General features: G+C 27.1%; 17 protein-coding genes and 3 pseudogenes. 6 read left to right on the top strand and 14 right to left on the bottom strand.

Annotated elements, in window-relative coordinates; genetic code table 11:
• Positions 1-70 precede the first annotated feature (70 nt).
• Genes T324_RS0102350 through T324_RS16535 form a run of 4 tightly spaced genes read right to left on the bottom strand, consistent with a single transcriptional unit; the run spans position 71 to position 3333 of the window.
• Positions 71-820 carry a phosphate ABC transporter ATP-binding protein gene (locus T324_RS0102350; RefSeq protein WP_028328787.1) on the bottom strand — a complete coding sequence of 250 codons (750 nt, stop codon included), beginning with the start codon at positions 818-820 and terminating at the stop codon, positions 71-73.
• A complete protein-coding gene (locus T324_RS0102345; RefSeq protein WP_028328786.1) occupies positions 817-1647 on the bottom strand; it encodes an ABC transporter permease subunit in 831 nt (276 codons plus the stop codon). Before T324_RS0102345 ends, T324_RS0102350 begins: the two co-directional genes overlap by 4 nt.
• Entirely contained in the window at positions 1644-2549 is a 906-nt protein-coding gene (gene pstC / locus T324_RS0102340) for a phosphate ABC transporter permease subunit PstC (RefSeq protein ID WP_051436772.1), read from the bottom strand. The genes T324_RS0102345 and pstC overlap by 4 nt, the downstream gene beginning before the upstream one ends.
• Before the next feature lie 7 nt (positions 2550-2556).
• Complete coding sequence (locus T324_RS16535; RefSeq protein ID WP_051436771.1) at positions 2557-3333, bottom strand: phosphate ABC transporter substrate-binding protein; 777 nt, start codon at positions 3331-3333, stop codon at positions 2557-2559.
• A 321-nt stretch (positions 3334-3654) separates the two neighbouring features.
• On the opposite strand from T324_RS16535, the gene T324_RS17980 reads away from it, so the two are divergent.
• The 6 genes from T324_RS17980 (at position 3655) to T324_RS18850 (ending at position 9939) form a co-directional block, all read left to right on the top strand.
• The gene (locus T324_RS17980) at positions 3655-4746 is read left to right on the top strand and encodes a PepSY-like domain-containing protein (protein WP_156920132.1); all 1092 of its coding nucleotides are present in this window, start codon (positions 3655-3657) and stop codon (positions 4744-4746) included.
• Between the two features lie 132 nt (positions 4747-4878).
• Positions 4879-5778 carry a cysteine hydrolase family protein gene (locus T324_RS0102325; RefSeq protein WP_028328784.1) on the top strand — a complete coding sequence of 300 codons (900 nt, stop codon included), beginning with the start codon at positions 4879-4881 and terminating at the stop codon, positions 5776-5778.
• 253 nt (positions 5779-6031) lie between these two features.
• Positions 6032-7792 carry an aspartate--tRNA ligase gene (gene aspS, locus T324_RS0102320; protein WP_028328783.1) on the top strand — a complete coding sequence of 587 codons (1761 nt, stop codon included), beginning with the start codon at positions 6032-6034 and terminating at the stop codon, positions 7790-7792.
• Positions 7793-8097: 305 nt separating this feature from the next.
• Complete coding sequence (locus T324_RS18860) at positions 8098-8931, top strand: cache domain-containing protein (RefSeq protein ID WP_211232574.1); 834 nt, start codon at positions 8098-8100, stop codon at positions 8929-8931.
• 20 nt (positions 8932-8951) lie between these two features.
• Positions 8952-9428, top strand: coding sequence for a methyl-accepting chemotaxis protein (locus T324_RS18855; RefSeq protein ID WP_211232573.1), 477 nt, complete (start codon positions 8952-8954; stop codon positions 9426-9428).
• Between the two features lies 1 nt (position 9429).
• Positions 9430-9939: a methyl-accepting chemotaxis protein gene (locus tag T324_RS18850; RefSeq protein WP_211232572.1), complete on the top strand. Its 510-nt coding sequence runs from the start codon at positions 9430-9432 to the stop codon at positions 9937-9939.
• A 168-nt stretch (positions 9940-10107) separates the two neighbouring features.
• On the opposite strand, the gene T324_RS17975 is transcribed toward T324_RS18850, so the two are convergent.
• The 10 genes and pseudogenes from T324_RS17975 to T324_RS0102265 all read right to left on the bottom strand — a co-directional run.
• Complete coding sequence (locus tag T324_RS17975) at positions 10108-10251, bottom strand: hypothetical protein (protein WP_156920131.1); 144 nt, start codon at positions 10249-10251, stop codon at positions 10108-10110.
• A 178-nt stretch (positions 10252-10429) separates the two neighbouring features.
• The gene (locus T324_RS0102305; protein ID WP_028328782.1) at positions 10430-12070 is read right to left on the bottom strand and encodes a Na+/H+ antiporter NhaC family protein; all 1641 of its coding nucleotides are present in this window, start codon (positions 12068-12070) and stop codon (positions 10430-10432) included.
• Between the two features lie 265 nt (positions 12071-12335).
• Entirely contained in the window at positions 12336-13172 is an 837-nt protein-coding gene (locus tag T324_RS0102300) for a hypothetical protein (RefSeq protein WP_028328781.1), read from the bottom strand.
• 9 nt (positions 13173-13181) lie between these two features.
• A pseudogene (locus T324_RS16520) lies at positions 13182-15009 on the bottom strand (methyl-accepting chemotaxis protein).
• 198 nt (positions 15010-15207) lie between these two features.
• Positions 15208-17047: pseudogene (locus T324_RS16515) on the bottom strand (methyl-accepting chemotaxis protein).
• A 145-nt stretch (positions 17048-17192) separates the two neighbouring features.
• The gene (locus tag T324_RS0102285; RefSeq protein WP_028328780.1) at positions 17193-19067 is read right to left on the bottom strand and encodes a methyl-accepting chemotaxis protein; all 1875 of its coding nucleotides are present in this window, start codon (positions 19065-19067) and stop codon (positions 17193-17195) included.
• 95 nt (positions 19068-19162) lie between these two features.
• Positions 19163-19375, bottom strand: coding sequence for a hypothetical protein (locus T324_RS0102280; protein ID WP_028328779.1), 213 nt, complete (start codon positions 19373-19375; stop codon positions 19163-19165).
• Positions 19372-19752: a hypothetical protein gene (locus tag T324_RS0102275; RefSeq protein ID WP_051436770.1), complete on the bottom strand. Its 381-nt coding sequence runs from the start codon at positions 19750-19752 to the stop codon at positions 19372-19374. Before T324_RS0102275 ends, T324_RS0102280 begins: the two co-directional genes overlap by 4 nt.
• A gap of 81 nt (positions 19753-19833) precedes the next feature.
• Positions 19834-20099 (bottom strand): annotated as a pseudogene (locus T324_RS16510) (endonuclease).
• A 13-nt stretch (positions 20100-20112) separates the two neighbouring features.
• Positions 20113-20673, bottom strand: a 561-nt coding sequence (locus T324_RS0102265; RefSeq protein ID WP_028328777.1) for a hypothetical protein, incomplete at its 5' end; no start/stop codon positions are given.

Genomic DNA, 20673 nt, shown 5'->3' with positions numbered 1-20673 from the left:
AATGTATCGCGGATTTTAAAAATGTCAAAATTAGGTTTGATTTTTAAATGTTAATGATATATCTAAAATACTAGCTATCCATAAGTTTTATATAGCTTTTTATTATAGGATTTTCATTGTTATTAAAAATATCTTCAAGTTTTCCGTTTGTTAAAACTTTACCATCATACATAAATACTGCATTATCCGATATTCTTTTAGCCTGTGCTATGTTATGAGTAACTATTATAATAGTATATTTTTCTTTAAGGTTTAATAATGTATCTTCTATTTTATTTGAGTTTATAATATCTAAAGAAGAACAAGGCTCATCAAGAAGAAGTATATCCGGTTCAACACTCAAACTTCTTGCAATGCAAAGTCTCTGTTTTTGTCCTCCGCTTAATTTTAATGCTGACATATTTAATTTATTTTTTACTTCATCATAAAGACTTGTCATATTTAAAACTTCTGATATTCTTTCTTCTATTTGTTTTTTATTAAATCCGTAATATTTTAATGCATAGCTTATATTTTTATAAATTGACATTGGGAATGGGGTAGGTGTTTGAAATACTATTCCTATATTTTTTCTTAATGTTTCAACAGGAATATTATTAGTATTTATATTATTAAAATATATATCCCCTTTTATAATAGCATTATTTTCTTCTAATATGATTTTATTTATAGTTTTTAAAAGAGTGCTTTTCCCGCATCCGCTTGGACCTATTATAGATGTTATTTTATTTTTTTCAAAATCAATATTTATATTATCAAGTATATTCTTCTCTCCATAATATACATATACATCTTTTAATTTTAAAACAATATCATTCATATTTTAACCCTGTTTATAATTTTAAAAAATCTCAAAAGCACAGCAAAAAAGTTTAATATTAAAACTATTGAAAGAAGAACAAAAGCTGTGGCATAAGCATTTTCTGTAGATATTCCCTGAGTAAGAAGTATATACAGATGATAAGGCAAAACCATAGAAGGCTTAAATATAGAAGTTGTTAAAGGAGCATTTATTACAGCACCAGTAAACATCAATGGAGCAGCAGCCCCTATAGCTAGAGCATTGGCAAGCATAATTATAGATAAAGCCTTTATACCGATTTCTTTCAAAACTATATGAATTATAGTATATGACTTGCTTATACCTAGAGCATAAGAACTATTTATTATATCATTATCTAATTCTTTTAATACTTTTTTTATTCTTATTGCTATAAAAGGCAGAATCATAATAGACTGGGTTATGGCCATAGAAAGTATTGATTTTCCAAATCCTAAATATAATACAAGCATAGCATATCCAAATAATCCTAAAACAACGGAAGGAATTCCTGCTATGCATTGAAAAATTATATCGAAAAAAGAATTAACAAATTTGTTTTTATTATAAAATACTAAATATATTCCTGAAGATATACCAAGTATAGATGATATTAAAGATGAAAGTATAGATGTATATAAGCTTCCTACTATGGCAGGAAATATTCCGCCCTCCTTTCCTAAAATAATACCCTCAGGCTTTCCAAAAATAAAATTTATATTAATGGCATTTCTTCCTTTATAAAATATAAAGATAAATATAAATGCTATTATAAAAATGACCACAGCAAAACTTATTACAGCCCATATCTTAATTAAATTTTTCATAATTCCAATTTAAGCAAATATTTTTTTAAAAAATGAACAGATATATTTATAATGGATAGTGTAACCATAAGTATAGCACCGCTTGCAAATAATGCACTGTAATGAAGACTTTTAACTTCCGACATCCCTATTTCCAAAGCAATTAATGAAGCTATCGTTTCAGCCTTTCCTAATAATTTTGGAAAAACTAAAGAATTACCTATAACCATCATAACAGCCATAGTTTCTCCTAAAGCCCTTGATATTGCAAGTATGAATCCTACTAAAATTGCATTTTTAGAATTCGGTAAAATTAATTCGGATATCATATACCATTTATCTATTCCAAGAGAAAGAGAAATATCATTATAACTCTTTTTTAATATCATCATGCTTTCTGTAATAGTTGATATTATAAATGGAAGTATCATAAAAGATAATAATATGCTTGCCGCTAAAACAGATTCCCCTGCAGACATATTAAGTATTGGTATATGTTCAAAGAATTTTACTATTATAACCAAACCAATAAATCCATATATAACAGAAGGTACAGCAACTATCAAATCCATCAAAGATAGAGAAAAAGAACGTACAAAGTCATTGGCAATAAATGTTAAAAATATACTGAATCCTATGCCTATAAATAAACTGATTAAAGTTGAAAGGAAAGCTGTGTATATTGTGGCAAGTATAATATAAAAAATCCCATAGCTCTCAGAAACTCCGAAAGCTAAGGGACGCCATACTTTTCCAAATACAAAATTATATAAGCCTATATGTTTTAATATTGGAATACTCTCTTTAATTATAAAAAATATAATAAAAGCTAACAGCATAATAGATAAAAAAGAAATTAATTTTATAAATAAAGAAAAAACAGTTTCTTTAATATTAGATTTATTATAAGAGTATTCCAACATTTAATAATTATTTTACAGGAATATATCCGTTTTCTTCTATAACTTTTTTTCCAGCATCGCTTAATATGTAATTTATAAAAGTGTTCTCATCTTCTGAAACATCAGAATTTTTTATAAGCATTAATGGTCTTTGTATTTTATATTTTCCGCTTAAAATGTTTTCTTTGCTAGCCTCTTCTCCATCAACTTTGAAAGCGAATAATTTATCTTTATTTTTGTTATAAACACCATAAGAAGCATAACCTATAGCATTTTCATTTTCTGATATTTTTTTGTAAAGCTCTTCCATAGATGAAGTCTGAATAGCATTAGATGATATTTTGCTTTCTTTCATTATAGAATTTTGAAAAACCTCATAAGCTCCGCTGTTTGAGTCTCTTACTATAACTGATATTTCTTTTTGAGGCAAAGAAGAGTCAATATCGCTCCAATGTTTATATTCGCCTGAAAATATTTTTTTAATGGTATCGCTGTCTAAATTATCCTTAATTTTTGCTATTGGATTTTTAGCATTAACGGATATTGTTAAAGCATCTGAAATTACTAAAAATTCCTTGTAATTAGGCATTTTAGATTTTTCATCATCTTTTATCTTTCTTGATATCATTCCGAAATTTGCTTTATTATCCAATATGCTTTTTACTCCGATACCGGAACCTGAAGCTGAAACAGAAATAGATATTTTTTCATTAGAAAGCATAAAGTCTTTTCCTATAGAAGATATTATAGGAGCTAGAGAAGATGATCCTTCAAAAGATATAATTGTTTTAGATTTGTCTGACATGATACAATCCTTCCTTATAAATGTTTGTAATTATAGTTAATTTAACATTTTCAAATATAAAGTCAATATTATTTTTGAAATGATTATTTTTTATTAATATAATTTGAAGAAATAGGTATAAAAATATGAAGCTATTCTTTTTAATAATTATGTAAAGTTGGTAGTTTAGAGTGATTAATATTAAAAAAGTGTTATTTTTTATATAAAAATGTAAATTTATTTATATTTTTTTGTAAAAAAAATTGACATTTAATAATAAATAGATTATAATGTAAATATAGCTAATAAATGCTTTACAATATATTTGCATAAGGAGTATTTATGAGAAACTCAATTTTAAAAGCAATACCTATTTTAGCAATATCAGGAAGTGTTTTATTTGCTCAATATGATGCTTATAATAATTACAACAATAGTTATGATCCTTACAATACCCAAAACAATACAGCAAATAATTATAACAATCAAAACAACAGTTATTATAATTATTATAATGAGTTTATGAAAACATTAGCTCAGCAAGCACAAGATCCTAACAGTATTTATTATAGCCCTACTTTTGCACAGCAGTATAATAATTATTCTCAAAACCAAACACATAATAATCCTTATCAGGAAGTTATGGATGCTATGAATGCTGCTTCTGATAATTATAATAATCAGAATAATCAAGGTTATAATAATGGTTATTACGGAAATAGTCAAAATAATGTAGTTAATCCTTATGAAGAATTAATGAAAATGCTTGAAAAAGAATCTCAAAATCCTAACAGCCCTTACTATAGTCCTAATGCATCACAGAATCAAAATAACAATAATTATAATAATCAGAATTATCAAAATTATAACACACCTGCAAATTCATACCAAAATTATAATGCCCCTGTAAATTCTTCTCAAAATCCTTATGAATTAGCGGCACAGGAATTGATAAAAGCAGCTGAACAATCAAGCAGACAGGCACAAAATAATAATTATAATGATCCTTATAATAACAATTATGCTCAAAACGGCAGATACAATGATCCTAATAATTACGGTGCAGCTAATAATTATAATGCAGCTGATAATTATGGAACAACTGACAATTACAATAATACAGCAAACAATTATGGTACAGCTGACAATTATAATAATGCCGCTAATAATTATGGTGCTGCCGACAATTACAATAATGCAGCAAACAATTATGGTGCAGCTGATAGTTATAATAATACTCAAAATAATAATTTCTATGCTCCATTTGAAGTACCTCAGGCTGTTTTAGACACTGCTAAAAGAACTTATCCTAATGCTGAAATATGGGCAGTAGATATGGAATATATAGATATTTATGAAATAAAAATGAGCAATATGATGGAGCTTTATATTGATAAAACAGGAAAATTATTATATCAGCAATTTGATGATTAATTCGATTCCTTAAGAACTTATTTAATTAAAGGGGCTTTTTTATAAAAAGGCTCCTTTTTTTATAATATATTTGATTTTAATAAAAAGATTTATATACTAATTAAAAAATAAATAAAATTTAGAGGTTTCATTATGTCTGTAAAAATACCTTATGAAAGCATAGTAAATGAAGAGTATATAGGAAAAGAAGTAAATCCTATTAATCAGCAAAGTATATGTCAATTATCACAGCAATATAATGCTGAATTATCAAAAGGAAATATTAATTTGCTTATAGTAGATCCTCAAAGAGATTTTGTAGACATTAAAAAAGGTGCTTTAGCAGTTAATGGTGCGATTGAAGATATAAAGAAGATTACAAGATTTATATACAGCAATATGGATAGAATAGCCAATATATATGTTACATTAGATACTCACAGATACGATTCTATTTTTCATCCTATTATGTGGAAAGATGCGCTTGGCAATGTTGTATCTCCTTTTACAGAAGTTACATTGGATAAAATAGAAAGTAATGAGATAATACCTGTTTATGACAGAGATATCCAGATTAATTATGTAAGAGCATTAGAAAAACAGGGCAGTCAGAATCTGATGATATGGCCTTATCATTGCCTGCATTATACAGACGGATGGTTAATAGAGAAACAGCTTTCAAATATGCTTTTATTTTTTGAGATGTCAAAAAAAGTATCGGTAAAAAAAATATTAAAAGGTCAGGATGCTTTTACGGAAATGTATGGGGTTTTAAGAGCTGAAGTTATTACAGAAAATTCCATGAAGTATGATAATTCTTGGGTTTATGAAATAAAAAATGCTGATGATATATATGTATGCGGAGAGGCTAAAGATTACTGTGTTTATGAAACTATAAAACAGTTCTGCGAAATTTACAATAATGATAAAAATATCATTGGAAAAATTAATATAATGATGAACTGCTGCAGTGCTATAGGTGATAACAATGTATGCGAGCAAAGATACCATGAGCTTTCCAAAAAATATGGTATAAAATTAATAAATATATAATAGGCTTAAAACTATGATGATAAATATTATAAAAAATCTATGTAATCAGTATGGAAGATTTCAATTATTTTAATTTAAAAATAATACGATTAAAAAACATTATGAATATTTGCTGATTTAGTTATGCGGCATGTTAAATATTATGTAAACATTATATTTTTATATATTATAAATCATTGATTTTTCTATTTATTTATAATATAATTATTATGTTATTTAAACTAAAAATCATTTATTTAGAAAGGAAATTAATATGCGTTTTAAAAGTGCTTACAATGGAGTATTAACAAAAGACGATATCGGCAAAGAAGTAAAGCTAGCCGGATGGGTTTTAAGAAGAAGAGATCATGGCGGAGTAATATTCGTAGATTTAAGAGATAAAACTGGTTTTGTACAAATAGTATTTAATCCGGAAGTAAATAAAGAAGCACATAATGACGCCCAAAATTTGAGAAGCGAGTATGTTATTAGTGTTGAGGGAAAGGTTAGGGCTAGAAGTGCTGAAATGGTTAATCCTAAAATTCCTACTGGTGAAATTGAAGTAATGGTAGAAAAATTAGAATTGCTTAATACATCAGAAACTCCTCCTTTCTTACTTGAAGATGATATTGATACTGGGGAAGATATAAGACTTAAATACAGATACTTAGATTTAAGAAGACCTAAAGTATTTGATAATTTATATAAGAGATTTTTAATTACCAATGCATTTAGGAAGCATTTAGCTGAAAACGGATTCATAGATGTAGAAACTCCTATATTAAATAAAAGTACTCCTGAAGGTGCTAGAGACTTCCTTGTTCCTTCAAGATTAAATGCCGGAGATTTCTATGCATTGCCTCAGTCTCCTCAAATATTCAAACAAATACTTATGATAGGCGGTTTTGACAGATACTATCAAATAGCTAAATGTTTCCGTGATGAAGATTTGAGAGCAGACAGACAGCCTGAATTTACTCAAGTTGATATTGAAACTTCTTTCCTTAATACTGATGAGTTTTTATCTATAATGGAGAAAGTTACTGCTAATATAGTTAAAGATGTTTATGGTATTGATTTGCCTACACCATTCCCTAGATTAAATTATTATGATGCTATGGAAATGTACGGAAGCGACAAACCAGACACTAGATTTGAATTAAAACTTATCAATGTTGAAGATGCTGTTAGAGGATGCGATTTCGCAGTATTCAAAAATGCTTTAGACAACAAATTTATAATAAGATGTTTGAATGCTAAAGGCGGAGAGAAATTAAGCAGAAAAGATATTGACGACTTTACTAAATATGTCGGCATATTCGGAGCTAAAGGTCTTGCTTGGATGAGAGTTACTGAAAACGGACTTGAATCTAACATTGTAAAATTCTTCTCTGAAGACAATCAAAAGAAAATCTTAGAAGTTACAAAAGCAGAAAAAGGTGACTTATTATTCTTTGTTGCTGACACTCCGAAAGTTACATTTGATGCTTTAGGTAATTTAAGATTAAGAGTTGCTGAGAAATTAAATTTAATAGATAAAGATAAATTGAATTTCCTATGGGTAGTAGAGTTCCCATTATTTGAATATGATCATAAAGAGAAGAGAATATCAGCTACTCACCACCCATTTACAGCACCTGTACCTGAAGATGTGCCTCTACTAGATACTGATGTTTTAAAAGTTAGAAGCGATACTTATGACTTAGTATTGAATGGTAATGAGATAGGCGGCGGCGGTCAGCGTATTTATGACAGCAAAGTACAGGCTAAGATATTCAGCCTTTTAGGTATAGATGATGAGAAGGCAAAAATAAGATTCGGATTCTTACTTGATGCTTTAAAATACGGAGCTCCTCCTATGTGCGGTATGGCTTATGGTATAGACAGAGTTGTTATGCTTTTACAAAAACAAGACAGCATAAGAGAAGTTATAGCATTCCCTAAAACTCAGAAGGGACAATGTTTAATGAGCGGATGTCCTTCTACTGTTGATGATGATCAATTAGAAGAGCTTCATTTAAGAATAGAAGAATAATTTTTTAATCTCCTGCTTTTTATCTTTATAATAAGTAGGAGATTTTTTAATATATTTTATAAATAATTAAATTTTTTTATATTTTTATATTGACGGTATTTGAATATTATGTTAATATTAGAATATATGTTAGGTTTAATCAAGCATAATTTTAAATTTTGGGAATTATTTTATTACTTTAACGTCTAATAAATAATCAATATAATAAAATTTTAATTTTTATAGTATTAATTTAATCAAAGATTTTAATGCATCTGTTTTAGTATATTTTTTATATAATAAAAAATATTTTTGGATTTTTATATATGAAAAAATTTAATAGTATATCAGTAAAATTACCATTTATTTTAAGCATTTCCATAGTTATCATATCTTCATTTATAATTTTATCTTTGCTCAATGCTTCTACAAAAGAAATTATGAATTATGTTAATAAATATATGGAGTCCTCAGCAAATGGATATTGTAATTTTTTGGATAAAGTTATAGAAGATCAAATATTACTTGTAGAAAGTTATTCCAGCATGCCTATAATAATAGATTATCTTAAAAATAATTCGAATGAGATGGAATCTGATATTTTTATTACTTTGCAAAAGGTTTTAGATAATAATAAATATATAACAAATGCATATATACTTTCTCCTGATTCAACTGTCTTAACATCATATAAAGGAGATTATGCTGAAAAAGCTATTAAAGTTTCTGGGGTATATCCTGACTTATGGAATACTTTCATATCTAAAAATTATGATGTAATTATAGCTGATACAATATATAAATCTGATATAAATAATGGATATGTAATTCCAATGCTGCATCCTATTTTTGATTATGATAATAATTTTTTAGGAGCTTTTATAGGTTTTATTGATTGGTCTTTAATAATTAGAGATAGTTTGGATAGATTTGGAAATACTTTTTCAAAGGAAAATTCGATTTTTATTATTAATAATAATAAAGAATATGTATATCATAATATAATTGAAGAGCTTAAAAATAAAATTAATTTTAATATACCTTTAGACGAAAGTGCAGGAGTAATTAAATATAATTATTTTAATATAAATAAATTAGCATTTTTTAAAAAAATGAATTCAATGCTTGGACTATTGCAGACGGAATTTCAGAGTCATTAATTTATTCGGCTAACAGAAAAATGCTTTTTAATGGAATTATAATAGGAATAATAGGCATAATAATTTCTGTTTTATTTTCATTTATCTATATAAGAAGAACCATTAAACCTATAAAGTATATAGTTGAAGAAGCTAGAGAAATATCTCTTGGAAATTTAACTATATGTTCTAATATAGAATTAAGAAATGATGAAATCGGAGAAATATTAAATTCATTTTGTGAAATGAGATCTAAATTTTCATATATGATAAAGGAAATATTAATATCTTCCAGAGAAATAACTAATGCAGCCAATGAACTTTATCAGGGAAGCGAAGATTTGGCAAGGAGAACAGAATATCAAGCTTCAAGTCTGGAAGAAACAGCAAGTTCTATGGAAGAAATGTCTTCAACTATAAAGTCGTCTGCACAAAATTCAATTGATTGTAATAGTGTTATGTCGGATTCTAAAAATGCTGTATTAGAGGGGGGGGAATGTTATAGCAGATACTACTAAAATGATAGAAGAAGTTTATGAGGCTAGTTCTAAAATAAGAGATATTACAAAAGTGATAGAAGATATAGCTTTTCAAACTAACATACTTGCTTTAAATGCATCAGTAGAGGCAGCAAGAGCAGGAGATCAAGGAAGAGGCTTTGCAGTAGTAGCATCTGAAGTTAGAAATTTAGCACAAAACTCGCAAGCTTCTGCTAAAAACATCACTTTACTTATAGAAGATATTTATGAAAAAATTAATAAATCAGCAGAAATGGCAAGACATTCTCAGGAAATATTTACAAATATAGAAATAAAAATAACAGAAACTTCAAAGATAATGAATGATATAAGTAATACCGCATTAGAACAGGAAACAGGAGTTGATCAGATAAATATGGCTGTATCAAAAATGGATGATATTACTCAGCAAAATGCGGCATTGGTAGAAGAGTCAACAGCAGCTTCTAAGTCTTTATTGGATCAGGCTAAGCATTTAGAAGATTTAATGTCTTTCTTCAAAGTTCATTAAATTTAATAATTTTAGTATGTTAAGATAATTAATAATACAATTTTAAAAACTAATTAAAACTTGGACGGGTGTGCTTTTACTGTTTTAATTTTAAATATAAAAAAGTTGCTATTTTGTAATAAAGCTTTAAAGTATAAAGGGCGGGGATTGTTAATAAAATTTTATACTTTAATTATTATCTATTTTATTATTTTTTTCTGTACTATCATCCGTACAAATATTTTCAATTTTTTCATTTAAAACTTGAAGCATATTTTCAAATCCTTCATCAAAATTATCAATCGCATCCATTATAGTTTCAAAGATATCCATAAAATACATTCCTTTAACATTTATTTTTGTTCTATTATAATGAATGCATGCGTCAAAAATTGTAATCTATTTATATATTGTTTAATAATTTTATAATAGAAAATATTGATAAAAATTTTTTATAATAAAAAACCTCCGATATAAAATTAATCATATCAGAGGTTTTTATATTTAAAAATTATTTAGAAGATGATAATTTAATTTTAGATATTTTATCATAAAAATTAGGAGCAAGCATAGCAAGTACGCACATTACTATAAATCCTACTAATAAAGCAGCTATTGGACTTAAAGTAATACCTCCTACAACTACTCCTATAAATGCTGCTGTAGCTACTAAACCGGCATAAGGAATTTGTGTAGCAACATGTTCAAGCAAAGGACAATTGCTTCCAGTAGAAGAAAGTATTGTTGTGTCAGATATAGGAGAACAGTGATCTCCGAATACTGCACCTGAAACTACAGAACCAACGCTTATTAAAAGTACATTTAAAAGAGCATCGCCTGTGTATCCATTACCCATAGCAAGTCCGTTAGCTATAGGTATAACTATAGGTATAAGTATAGCGAAAGTTCCCCAGCTTGTACCGGTAGAAAAAGCAATAACACATCCTAGTAAATATCCTATTGCAGGAAGTATCCAAAGAGGGAATCCGCCTCCTTTTACAGCTTCAGAAAGAAAAGCAGCAAGTCCAAGTCCTCCGTCAGCAGGAGAAGATTTTATAACGCTTCCTATAGACCAAGCTAATGCAAGTACTACTAAAGCAGGAACCATTGATTTTATTCCTTCCATGATAGAGTTTCCAGCAGAACGTATGCTTAACAATCTTCTGGCGATATAGTATATATATATTATTATAAGAGAAATTACCGCACCATAGAATAAAGCTTTTGAAGCATCAGTATCTAAAAATGCCTGATTTAAAGATACGCTTAACATAGCTTGTGAGAAAGTAGTTATTCCGTCATTTCCAACTAATCCCATATATGTAGTTACTGGGAACATTGTAATACATACTATTATAAGTATAACTATAGCTATAACCATATCATACCATTTTGCTTTATTATTTGATGAAGTTTCCATATTTCCAGGACATGCTCCGTATAACTCTTCATTGAAAAGTTTTCCATTTAAAGCATCATCCTCGCTTCTTTTCATAGGTCCGAAATCTTTAAATACCAAAGACATAAGAACAACAAAAGCTAATGCAAGAAGAGGATAAACAGAATAAGGAATCATTTTTATAAAGAAAACAAACTCACTCATATTTAATGATTCAAAACCTTCAGAATCTCTTATATAACTCATAACAGTTACTACCCAAGTTGATATTGGGGCAAGTATACATACTGGTGCGGCAGTTGAGTCTAATATATATGCCAATTTTGCTCTTGAAATTTTATTTTGGTCAAAAGCAGGACGCATAACTGTTCCCACTGATAAACTATTAAAATAATCATCTATAAATATTATAAGTCCGAAAAACCAAGTAAATATTAATATGCTTTTTTTTGTTTTAAGGTATTTGCTAGCCCATAAACCAAAAGCTTTAGTAGCTCCTGTTTTAGAAAGCATACTTACAAAAGCACCAAGCAATGCACAGAATAAAAGTATGCGTATATTCCAAGCGTCTCCGCTCATTTCTGCAACCTTATCTGTAAATATTGTAATTGCTGTAAATACATTACCATGTGCTATTATTAAAGTACCTGACAATATACCAAGAGCAAGAGAAATAATTACCTCTTTGGTTACTAAGGCTAGTATGATAGCTAAAAGTGGCGGTATGATGCCTAATAAACCATAATGTTCCATAATGTTCACTCCTAAATAATTTTTTTAATGGTTATAAGTTATCATATATTTCTAAAATCCTTTAAATAAAAAAAACCCCCTTACTAGGGAGCTATATAATTATTTTTTATATTTGTATAAATAATAATTCAGCACTCCCAAAGAAAGAAGGGTTTTTTTAGCTTTTTATCAAAAAAGAAATTAGTCATTTATAATTAACCTTTACTTTTAATAGTAAAGCTATTTTATATTAAAAATAATGCTTTGTCAATACAATAAAATTATATTAATTAAATTTATAATGAATACTATATCTTTTTGTAATTGATTTATCTCCATAACATATTAATGCTATATAATAAACTTTTCCAGATTGAAAATCTGAGGATATATTATTATTTCCATACTTTAAATAATTAAAATTTTCATCAAATAGAACCATATCTGCATTATCAGCATCATGCAAAATTATATCTATAGAAGTATTTATATCTGTAGAATTTTCTATTTTATAACAATCTATGTCTATTATGTTTTGTGGTTTAATATATGGTTTTAGTATATTGTCTATTGTTATATTTGAAGAACTTTTAATGAAATATCCGTATACATGTTCATTAGGGGATTTTATGTAATCAGGGCTGCTTAATGTATTATTAGGCTCTTTTTCATTATTTATTATAACATTATTTTTAAATGTAAATTTTAATTCGTATTTTGATTCCAAATCAGAATTAAGTTTTAAAAAATAGTTGCTCTCTTCAAATAAAATATCTTTTAAATTTATAACTGAATCATAATTTAGTATATCTTTAGTATTTAATTTTAATAAAGTGTTATTGCTGTTTAATAATTCTAATTGAACAGCTGCATCTTTATTTGCAATTGAAATACTAAAATCCATTGCAAATCCATTAGTAGGGCTTATATGATAATAATCTATATCGCTTGAATTATCAAAACTAGCATTAATATGAGTATCCGCATCTATAAATTGAGAATACTCTATAGTATTATTCGGCTCTATTTCATTTTTGCTTATAATATTAGATATACTATTTTCATTGGTATTATTACTGCATGATAAAATCAATGCTGTAATAAACAATAATAAATATTTCATTATTATATTTTATTTTACTTTAAAGAAACTCATGAGCTCTTCCAAATGATTAGCTTGATCTAGTAAAGATTTAGAAGCAGCTGTAGATTCTTCTACCAAAGCAGCATTTTGCTGAGTTATATTATCCATTTTAGTAACAGCAGTATTAACTTGATCAACTCCTGATTCCTGCTCCAATGCTGTTTGGCTTATATCGCTCATAATCTTAGAAGTCTCTTCTATTTTCATTTCTATATCTGTAAATATTTCCTGAGAATGTCTTGCCATTTCTGCTGATTTATTAATTTTATCGTATATATCTTCTATAAGCAAAGTGATGTTTTTAGCAGAAGCCTGAGAGTTCTGAGCTAAGTTTCTTACCTCGCTTGCTACAACAGCAAAGCCTCTTCCCTGCTCTCCGGCACGTGCAGCCTCTACGGAAGCATTAAGTGCAAGTATATTAGTTTGAAAAGCAATACCTTCTATCACTTTAGTAATATCTTTTATTTTAGCACTAGCTTCATAAACATCTTCTATCATTTTTGTTGTATTAGCTATAACACTGCCACCTTCTAATACAGCATTTCTTGATGCTATCATTACATTATTTCCGGATGGTTTATGTAGAAGCCATCTCTTCCATAGAAGAAGCAGTTTCTTCAAGACTTGAAGCCTGATATTCTGTTCTTTGAGATAGATCTTCGCTTCCTTTATGAAGTTCTTCAGCAGCATTTGCTATTTCTTTAGATGAAGCTAATACATCTGAAATTACTTCTATAAATCTATTTCTCATAATATCAAATGACTGGGATAATTCTCCAATCTCATCTTTTCTCTTATTTATTTTAGATGTGAATATAAAATTACCGTCTGCCATTTGATGAGCCTCATCTACTATATTTTTGAGCGGTTTAATAAGTTTTCCTATATAGAAAGCTGATACTATAGAAGACACTACAATACCTGCTATTCCTAATAAGATTCCTATTAAAGTCATTTTTCTGCTTTCAACATATAATAAATCATGTGTAATTCCAGCCATCATAAACCAAGGCTGAGTTTTCATTCTTTTAAAGAAAGCTGTTCTAGTAACATCATTAAATGTATATATAAATATACCTGAGATTTTTCCAGCAGGAGTTTTTAGAGATTCATTTGCTGTAATTCCTATACTTGAATCAATATTATGATATACGCATTGTAAATCATCATTTAAAACAAATATGGTTTTTTTCTCAGATAATTCTGCTCTAGCATCTTCTAAAGTTTCATTTATGATTCTTGACCAATCAACAAATGCTACAAAACTTCCTATAAGTTTATTTTCCAAATTGTAAACAGAATGTAGTATTGGAAGAACATATCCATTATTTATAGTTGACTTGTATATTTCATCGCTTGTAGAATGATCATATTTTGAATCAACGAATTCTTGCCATAATTGAGGGTATCTAGATTTTATATCTGTACCAGCATTTTCTGCATTTCCATCATATGCTTCTATAACTTTTCCATCTAAATCTATCAAATCTAATGCAACTATGTAATCATTATTATCAAATAAATTAATCATAGTTTGTATTGCTCTGTCTCTTACTTCTTCGCTTCTTGTTTCCATATATTCTATTACAGCAGGTATTCTTGAATATGCATCCATTATTATTAATTGGTCGTTAAGTATTGTATCAAGCAATGTTGAATAACCGTTAACGGATGTTTCAAATCCTGAGTATGTTGCATTATTTATAGCTTTTCTTGCTATGGCTATTGAAGTGGATATTATTGTAAAAGATAATATTACTATAATTATATTAACAATTAATGGAATTTTCACAACTATACTATCAAATTTTTTCATAATTAAACTCACTAAAAAATAATAATTAATATTAATTAATAAAAGAAACTAACACCAATGGGGTATAGTATAATTTAAATAACAAAAAAAGTCAATTATGTTAATTAGTAATCTTTAATTAAAGATTAATTAATATATATAAGGCAATATTATCGTATAATATATTAAATTCTTAAGTTTTTATGATTAAAATATTTATTAAAGCTTAAAGAAACTCATAAGCTCTTTCAAATGATTAGCTTGATCTAGTAAAGATTTAGAAGCAGCTGTAGATTCTTCTACCAAAGCGGCATTCTGCTGAGTTATACTGTCCATTTTGCTAACAGCAGTATTAACTTGATCAACTCCTGATTCCTGCTCCAATGCTGTTTGGCTTATATCACTCATAATCTTAGAAGTCTCTTCTATTTTTATTTCTATATTGTTAAATATTTCCTGAGAATGTCTAGCCATTTCAGCAGATTTATTTATTTTATCGTATATATCTTCTATAAGCAAAAGTTATATCTTTTGCAGAAGCTTGAGAGTTTTGAGGTAAGTTTCTTACCTCACTTGCTACAACAGCAAAACCTCTTCCCTGCTCACCAGCACGAGCAGCCTCTACAGAAGCATTAAGTGCAAGTATATTAGTTTGGAAAGCTATTCCTTCTATAACTTTGGTAATATCTTTTATTTTAGCACTAGCTTCATAAACATCTTCTATCATTTTTGTTGTATTAGCTATAACACTGCCACCTTCTAATATAGCATTTTTAGAATCTATCATAACTTTATTTCCATCTACAGAGTTTTGTGCGGATGATTTTATAGTAGAAGCCATCTCTTCCATAGAAGAAGCAGTTTCTTCAAGACTTGAAGCCTGATATTCTGTTCTTTGAGCTAGATCTTCACTTCCTTTATGAACCTCTTCAGCAGTATTTGCTATTTCTTTAGATGAAGCTAATACTTCAGAAATTACTTCTATAAATCTATTTCTCATAGTATCAAATGATTGAGATAATTCACCAATCTCATCATTTCTTGTTTTTATATTAGATGTTATAGAAAAATTACCCATAGATATTTCTTTTGCCTCTTTAACTATATGTTTTATAGGTTCAATAGTTTTTCTTATATAATATATAGAGAATAAAACGGATAAAATAATTCCCAATAAACCTATAATAATTCCTATAAATAGCATTTTATTTCTTGCAGAATAAATTAACCTTTCGGATATTCCATCAGCAAGTACCCAAGGCATAGAGTTCATTTTTTTGAAGAATGCTAATTTATTTATGTTAAAATAATTGTATTTGATTATTCCTGAATTTTGATTATCTGGAATATTAATTCCAACTTTATTTTTTAATTCAGAGCTTATATTATGGTATACTATTTCTTTATCTTTATTTAAAATGAATATGGTATTGTCTTTTGAAAATGTGTTTCCAAATTTATTAAGACTATCTTCAATTATTAAAGACCAATCTAAAAAACCTATAAATGCCCCTAAATAAGTATCATAATAATCAAAAATAGGACATATTATTGGTAAAAAGAATCCATTATTCATATCGGATTTATATATAGTTTCTGATATTGTTACTTCATAATTTTTTGATATAAAATTATTCCATAGTTCAGGATATTGTTCAGATATTTTTGATGAAGAGCTTGACGAGTTGCCGCTATACGAAATTATAATATCTGATTCTTTTGATGCTATATAAGCATTAGTTATATATTTATTATTATTAAGTACTTTTTGTAAGGTAATATATATAGTACCTTCAAGCCAAACAGCATCATTCTGTAAATAATCTATTATTATAGGCATGCTTGAATAACTTTCCATCAATAATGTTTGTTCTTCTACTGTTTTATCTAAAAAATTACAATATCCGCTTGCCGATGATTCTATATATTTATTTACATAGCTGCTTATTTCTTTAGTGGAAATGCTTAGAAGAGAGAATATTATAAATATACATATAATTATAGTAGCAATATTTAAAATGAATGGAAGTTTTACTGATATGCTGTTAATTTTTTTCATGCATGCCTCTTTAAATGATTATATAGTTAAATATACAAAAAATAACAATTAAAAACTTATTTATTATATATAACTTTTAACTGTTTTTCAATATATAATTATTATTAAACTAAAAAATAATCAAATAAAGATATTTAACTTTTTATCATTTAATTTTGAAGAAAGACATTAAATTTTCTAAATGCTTAGCTTGATCTAGTAAAGATTTAGAAGCAGCTGTAGCTTCTTCTACCAAAGCGGCATTCTGCTGAGTTATACTGTCCATTTTTGTAACAGCAGTATTAACTTGATCAACTCCTGCTTCCTGCTCAACAGCTGTTTGGCTTATATCACTCATAATCTTAGAAGTCTCTTCTATTTTCATTTCTATATTGTTAAATATTTCCTGAGAATGTCTAGCCATTTCAGCAGATTTATTGATTTTTTCATATATATCTTCTATAAGTAAAGTTATATCTTTTGCAGAAGCTTGAGAGTTTTGAGCTAAGTTTCTTACCTCACTTGCTACAACAGCAAAACCTCTTCCTTGGTCACCAGCACGAGCAGCCTCTACAGAAGCATTAAGTGCAAGTATATTAGTTTGAAATGCAATATCTTCTATTACTTTAGTAATATTTTTTATTCTAGCACTAGCATCATAAACATCTTCTATCATTTTAGTTGTATTAGATATAACTATTGCACCTTCTTCAACAGCATTTTTAGAATCTATCATAACTTTATTTCCATCTACAGAGTTTTGTGCGGATGATTTTATAGTAGAAGCCATCTCTTCCATAGAAGAAGCAGTTTCTTCAAGACTTGAAGCCTGATATTCTGTTCTTTGAGCTAAATCTTCACTTCCTTGATAAAGTTCTGAGGCAGAATTGGCTATTTCTGTAGAAGCATCAAGAACATCCGTAATAACGCTTATTATTTTATCTCTCATAATCTGGAATGAATGCGATAATTCACCTATTTCATCCTTTCTATCTTTTATTACAGTATTCAAAGCAAAATTACCTTCAGCCATATTATGTGCTTCTTTTACTATAAACTTTATAGGTTTTATACTTCTATTTATATATAATGTTGTGATTAAGGCTGAAACTATTACTCCTATAATTCCTATTATAATACCTATAAATATCATCTTTTTTCCTGCAGCATATAACAAATTATTTGTTATTCTTTCAACCATTACCCATCTGGTATTTGTTAATTTCTTAAAAAATGCTGATATTCCTACTCCATCTCTTACATAAGAAAGAAGTCCTGATGATTCATTTTCTGGTATAACTAATGATTCTGTAGCTTTGCTGAATAGTCTGTCTTTATTATTATGATAAACAATCTCTAAATAATCATTGATAATAAAAAGAGTTTTATCTGTAGAAAATTGATCTTTGGAATCTTTCAAACTTTCATCTATTATTTTTCCCCAATTAACATAAGCAATAAAAGCACCTACTACTTTATCATTATAATCTTTAACTCCTTGCAAAACAGGAAGTATTATATTGTCTCCCTCTTTATATATGCTGTAAGATAATGTAGTTTGATAATTCTTACTGACAAATGATGTCCATAATCTATTATATTTTGCTGATATATCTGTACCTGTTAATTCTTTGCTTCCATTATAGCTTTCAGTTACTTTTCCATTTAGATCAAGCATAAGTAAATCTATTATATAATCATTATTATCAAATAGTACAGTCATAGTTCTGATAGCTCTATTTTGCACTTCTTCGCTATGATCTGACATATATTCTTTTATTGTAGGAATGTTTGCATATGATTCTATAAGTGTAGACTGATAAGATAATATACTATCTATTAATGATGAAAATCCATTAACAGAAGTTTCAAAACCTGATGCTGTTACTCTATTTAATTCTTTAGTTGCTAGGCTAATAGATACACTTATGATTGCTGTTGATAATATAATTATCATTATGATAACTATTAATGGTATTTTCACCATTATACTGTTTAATTTGCCAACTTTAAATGTTGAGGCGATATTTAATTTCTTCATAATAAAACTTCAATAATGTTTTTTTATGGATATATTATAAATAATATTTTCTAAAAATCAATTATTAAAATGATATAAATGTGTTTTTTGTTGAATTAATTTGAATAAATTTGTGCATTATACCATTTTTGCCATTCTGTTATTTTTATTAAACTTCTTTGATATTCTTTTAACAATTGCTTTTGTGTTGTAATATTATCATTAGGCTTGTAAATGTTAGGAGGCTCTGACAATGGAACGGTTACATACTTTGTAGTTTGGCATGAAACTATAACAGCACTTAAAATAATTATTAATATATATTTCATTTTATCTCCATAGCTTTATTATAATCATAAATAATAGTTTTTAATGCTTTTATATACTCATCTGACAATTTAATTTCATCTTCTCTTGCTATTTTTTCTATTACTTCATCACTATTAGTAAAAATTTGTTTTATATGTATCTGAGTTTGTTTGAAAACAAGATCTTTGTATAAAACAGAATTTTTGGATTCTAAAGATATAATTTCATTATTAAGATTATTAATTTTTTTATTTTTATTATTTAATTGCATATTTAAAAATAGAATATATACAGCAGTAATAATTGCTATTAATGCTAATAAAAAATATTTAGATTTAGCTAATTCAAATAATTTATTTTTAATGAAGTTTAATATAACACTAATTATTACAGTCATCTTTTTTACTCTCTTTATATATTGTTGCTATGCTCAAAAATTATAACCTCCTCAATAATAACTTTGTCCGCATTCATCGAATTATTGGGGCAGATTTTTATCGCTTTTTTTATTTACGCCTTTTAATATTTTCAAAAAACCTCTCAAGTCAGAACCGAAACTAACAGCATTAAGCCCAAGAAGAATAATAACAACAGCTATAGCTTCTTCTTTAGTTATTATTCTGCCTCTCCAAATAAGATTAACAAATACCCAAAAATACAGCCTAGCAAAAAACTTATTATGCTCGTATATATACAAAGTTTTTTATTAGCATTAGGTTCATTGATAAAATTACGTATACTCATATTTTTAATATCCTTATTTATAATTATTTTTTAGCATATTCAAAAAATTACCTAAAATAAACTCTTTTAATTCTTTAATATCTTTATTTAGTATGCTGTCTTCAATCTCCCTTAAAGCCTCATTAAAATCATTAATATTTTCAAGCTCGCTTTCAATAACTTCTTTATTATTAGAATTAGTTTTTATTGATGAAAGATTTATTTCTTTTCTATTGTTTTCAGCATCTATATGTCTGTTTTTTATATCATCAAATATTCTATTAAGCTCCATATTAAAAAGAAGCATATTCGTATTAAGTATTATTTGAATTTCTTTGTTTTTAAGACTTTTAATTTCACTTTTTTGAAGCAGCTGATTAAAAGCAAGTGTTATATTATCAATATATTTCTGTTTGTATTCAGAATATTTTTGTCCTTCGTATCTGCTTATTCCGTTTTTATAAATAACTTTTCTAAACAGTTTGCGTGTGTAAACTTCCCAATTAATAACTATATATAAAAAAGCTATGTATATTGTTTTGCTTATATATTTGTTTTTTAGATTGTATATTTCTGTTTGATATTTTTTTATAGC

The sequence above is a fragment of the Brachyspira alvinipulli ATCC 51933 genome (assembly GCF_000518245.1).
Lineage (GTDB): Bacteria > Spirochaetota > Brachyspiria > Brachyspirales > Brachyspiraceae > Brachyspira > Brachyspira alvinipulli.
This window is presented reverse-complemented; position numbering and strand designations above follow the sequence as displayed.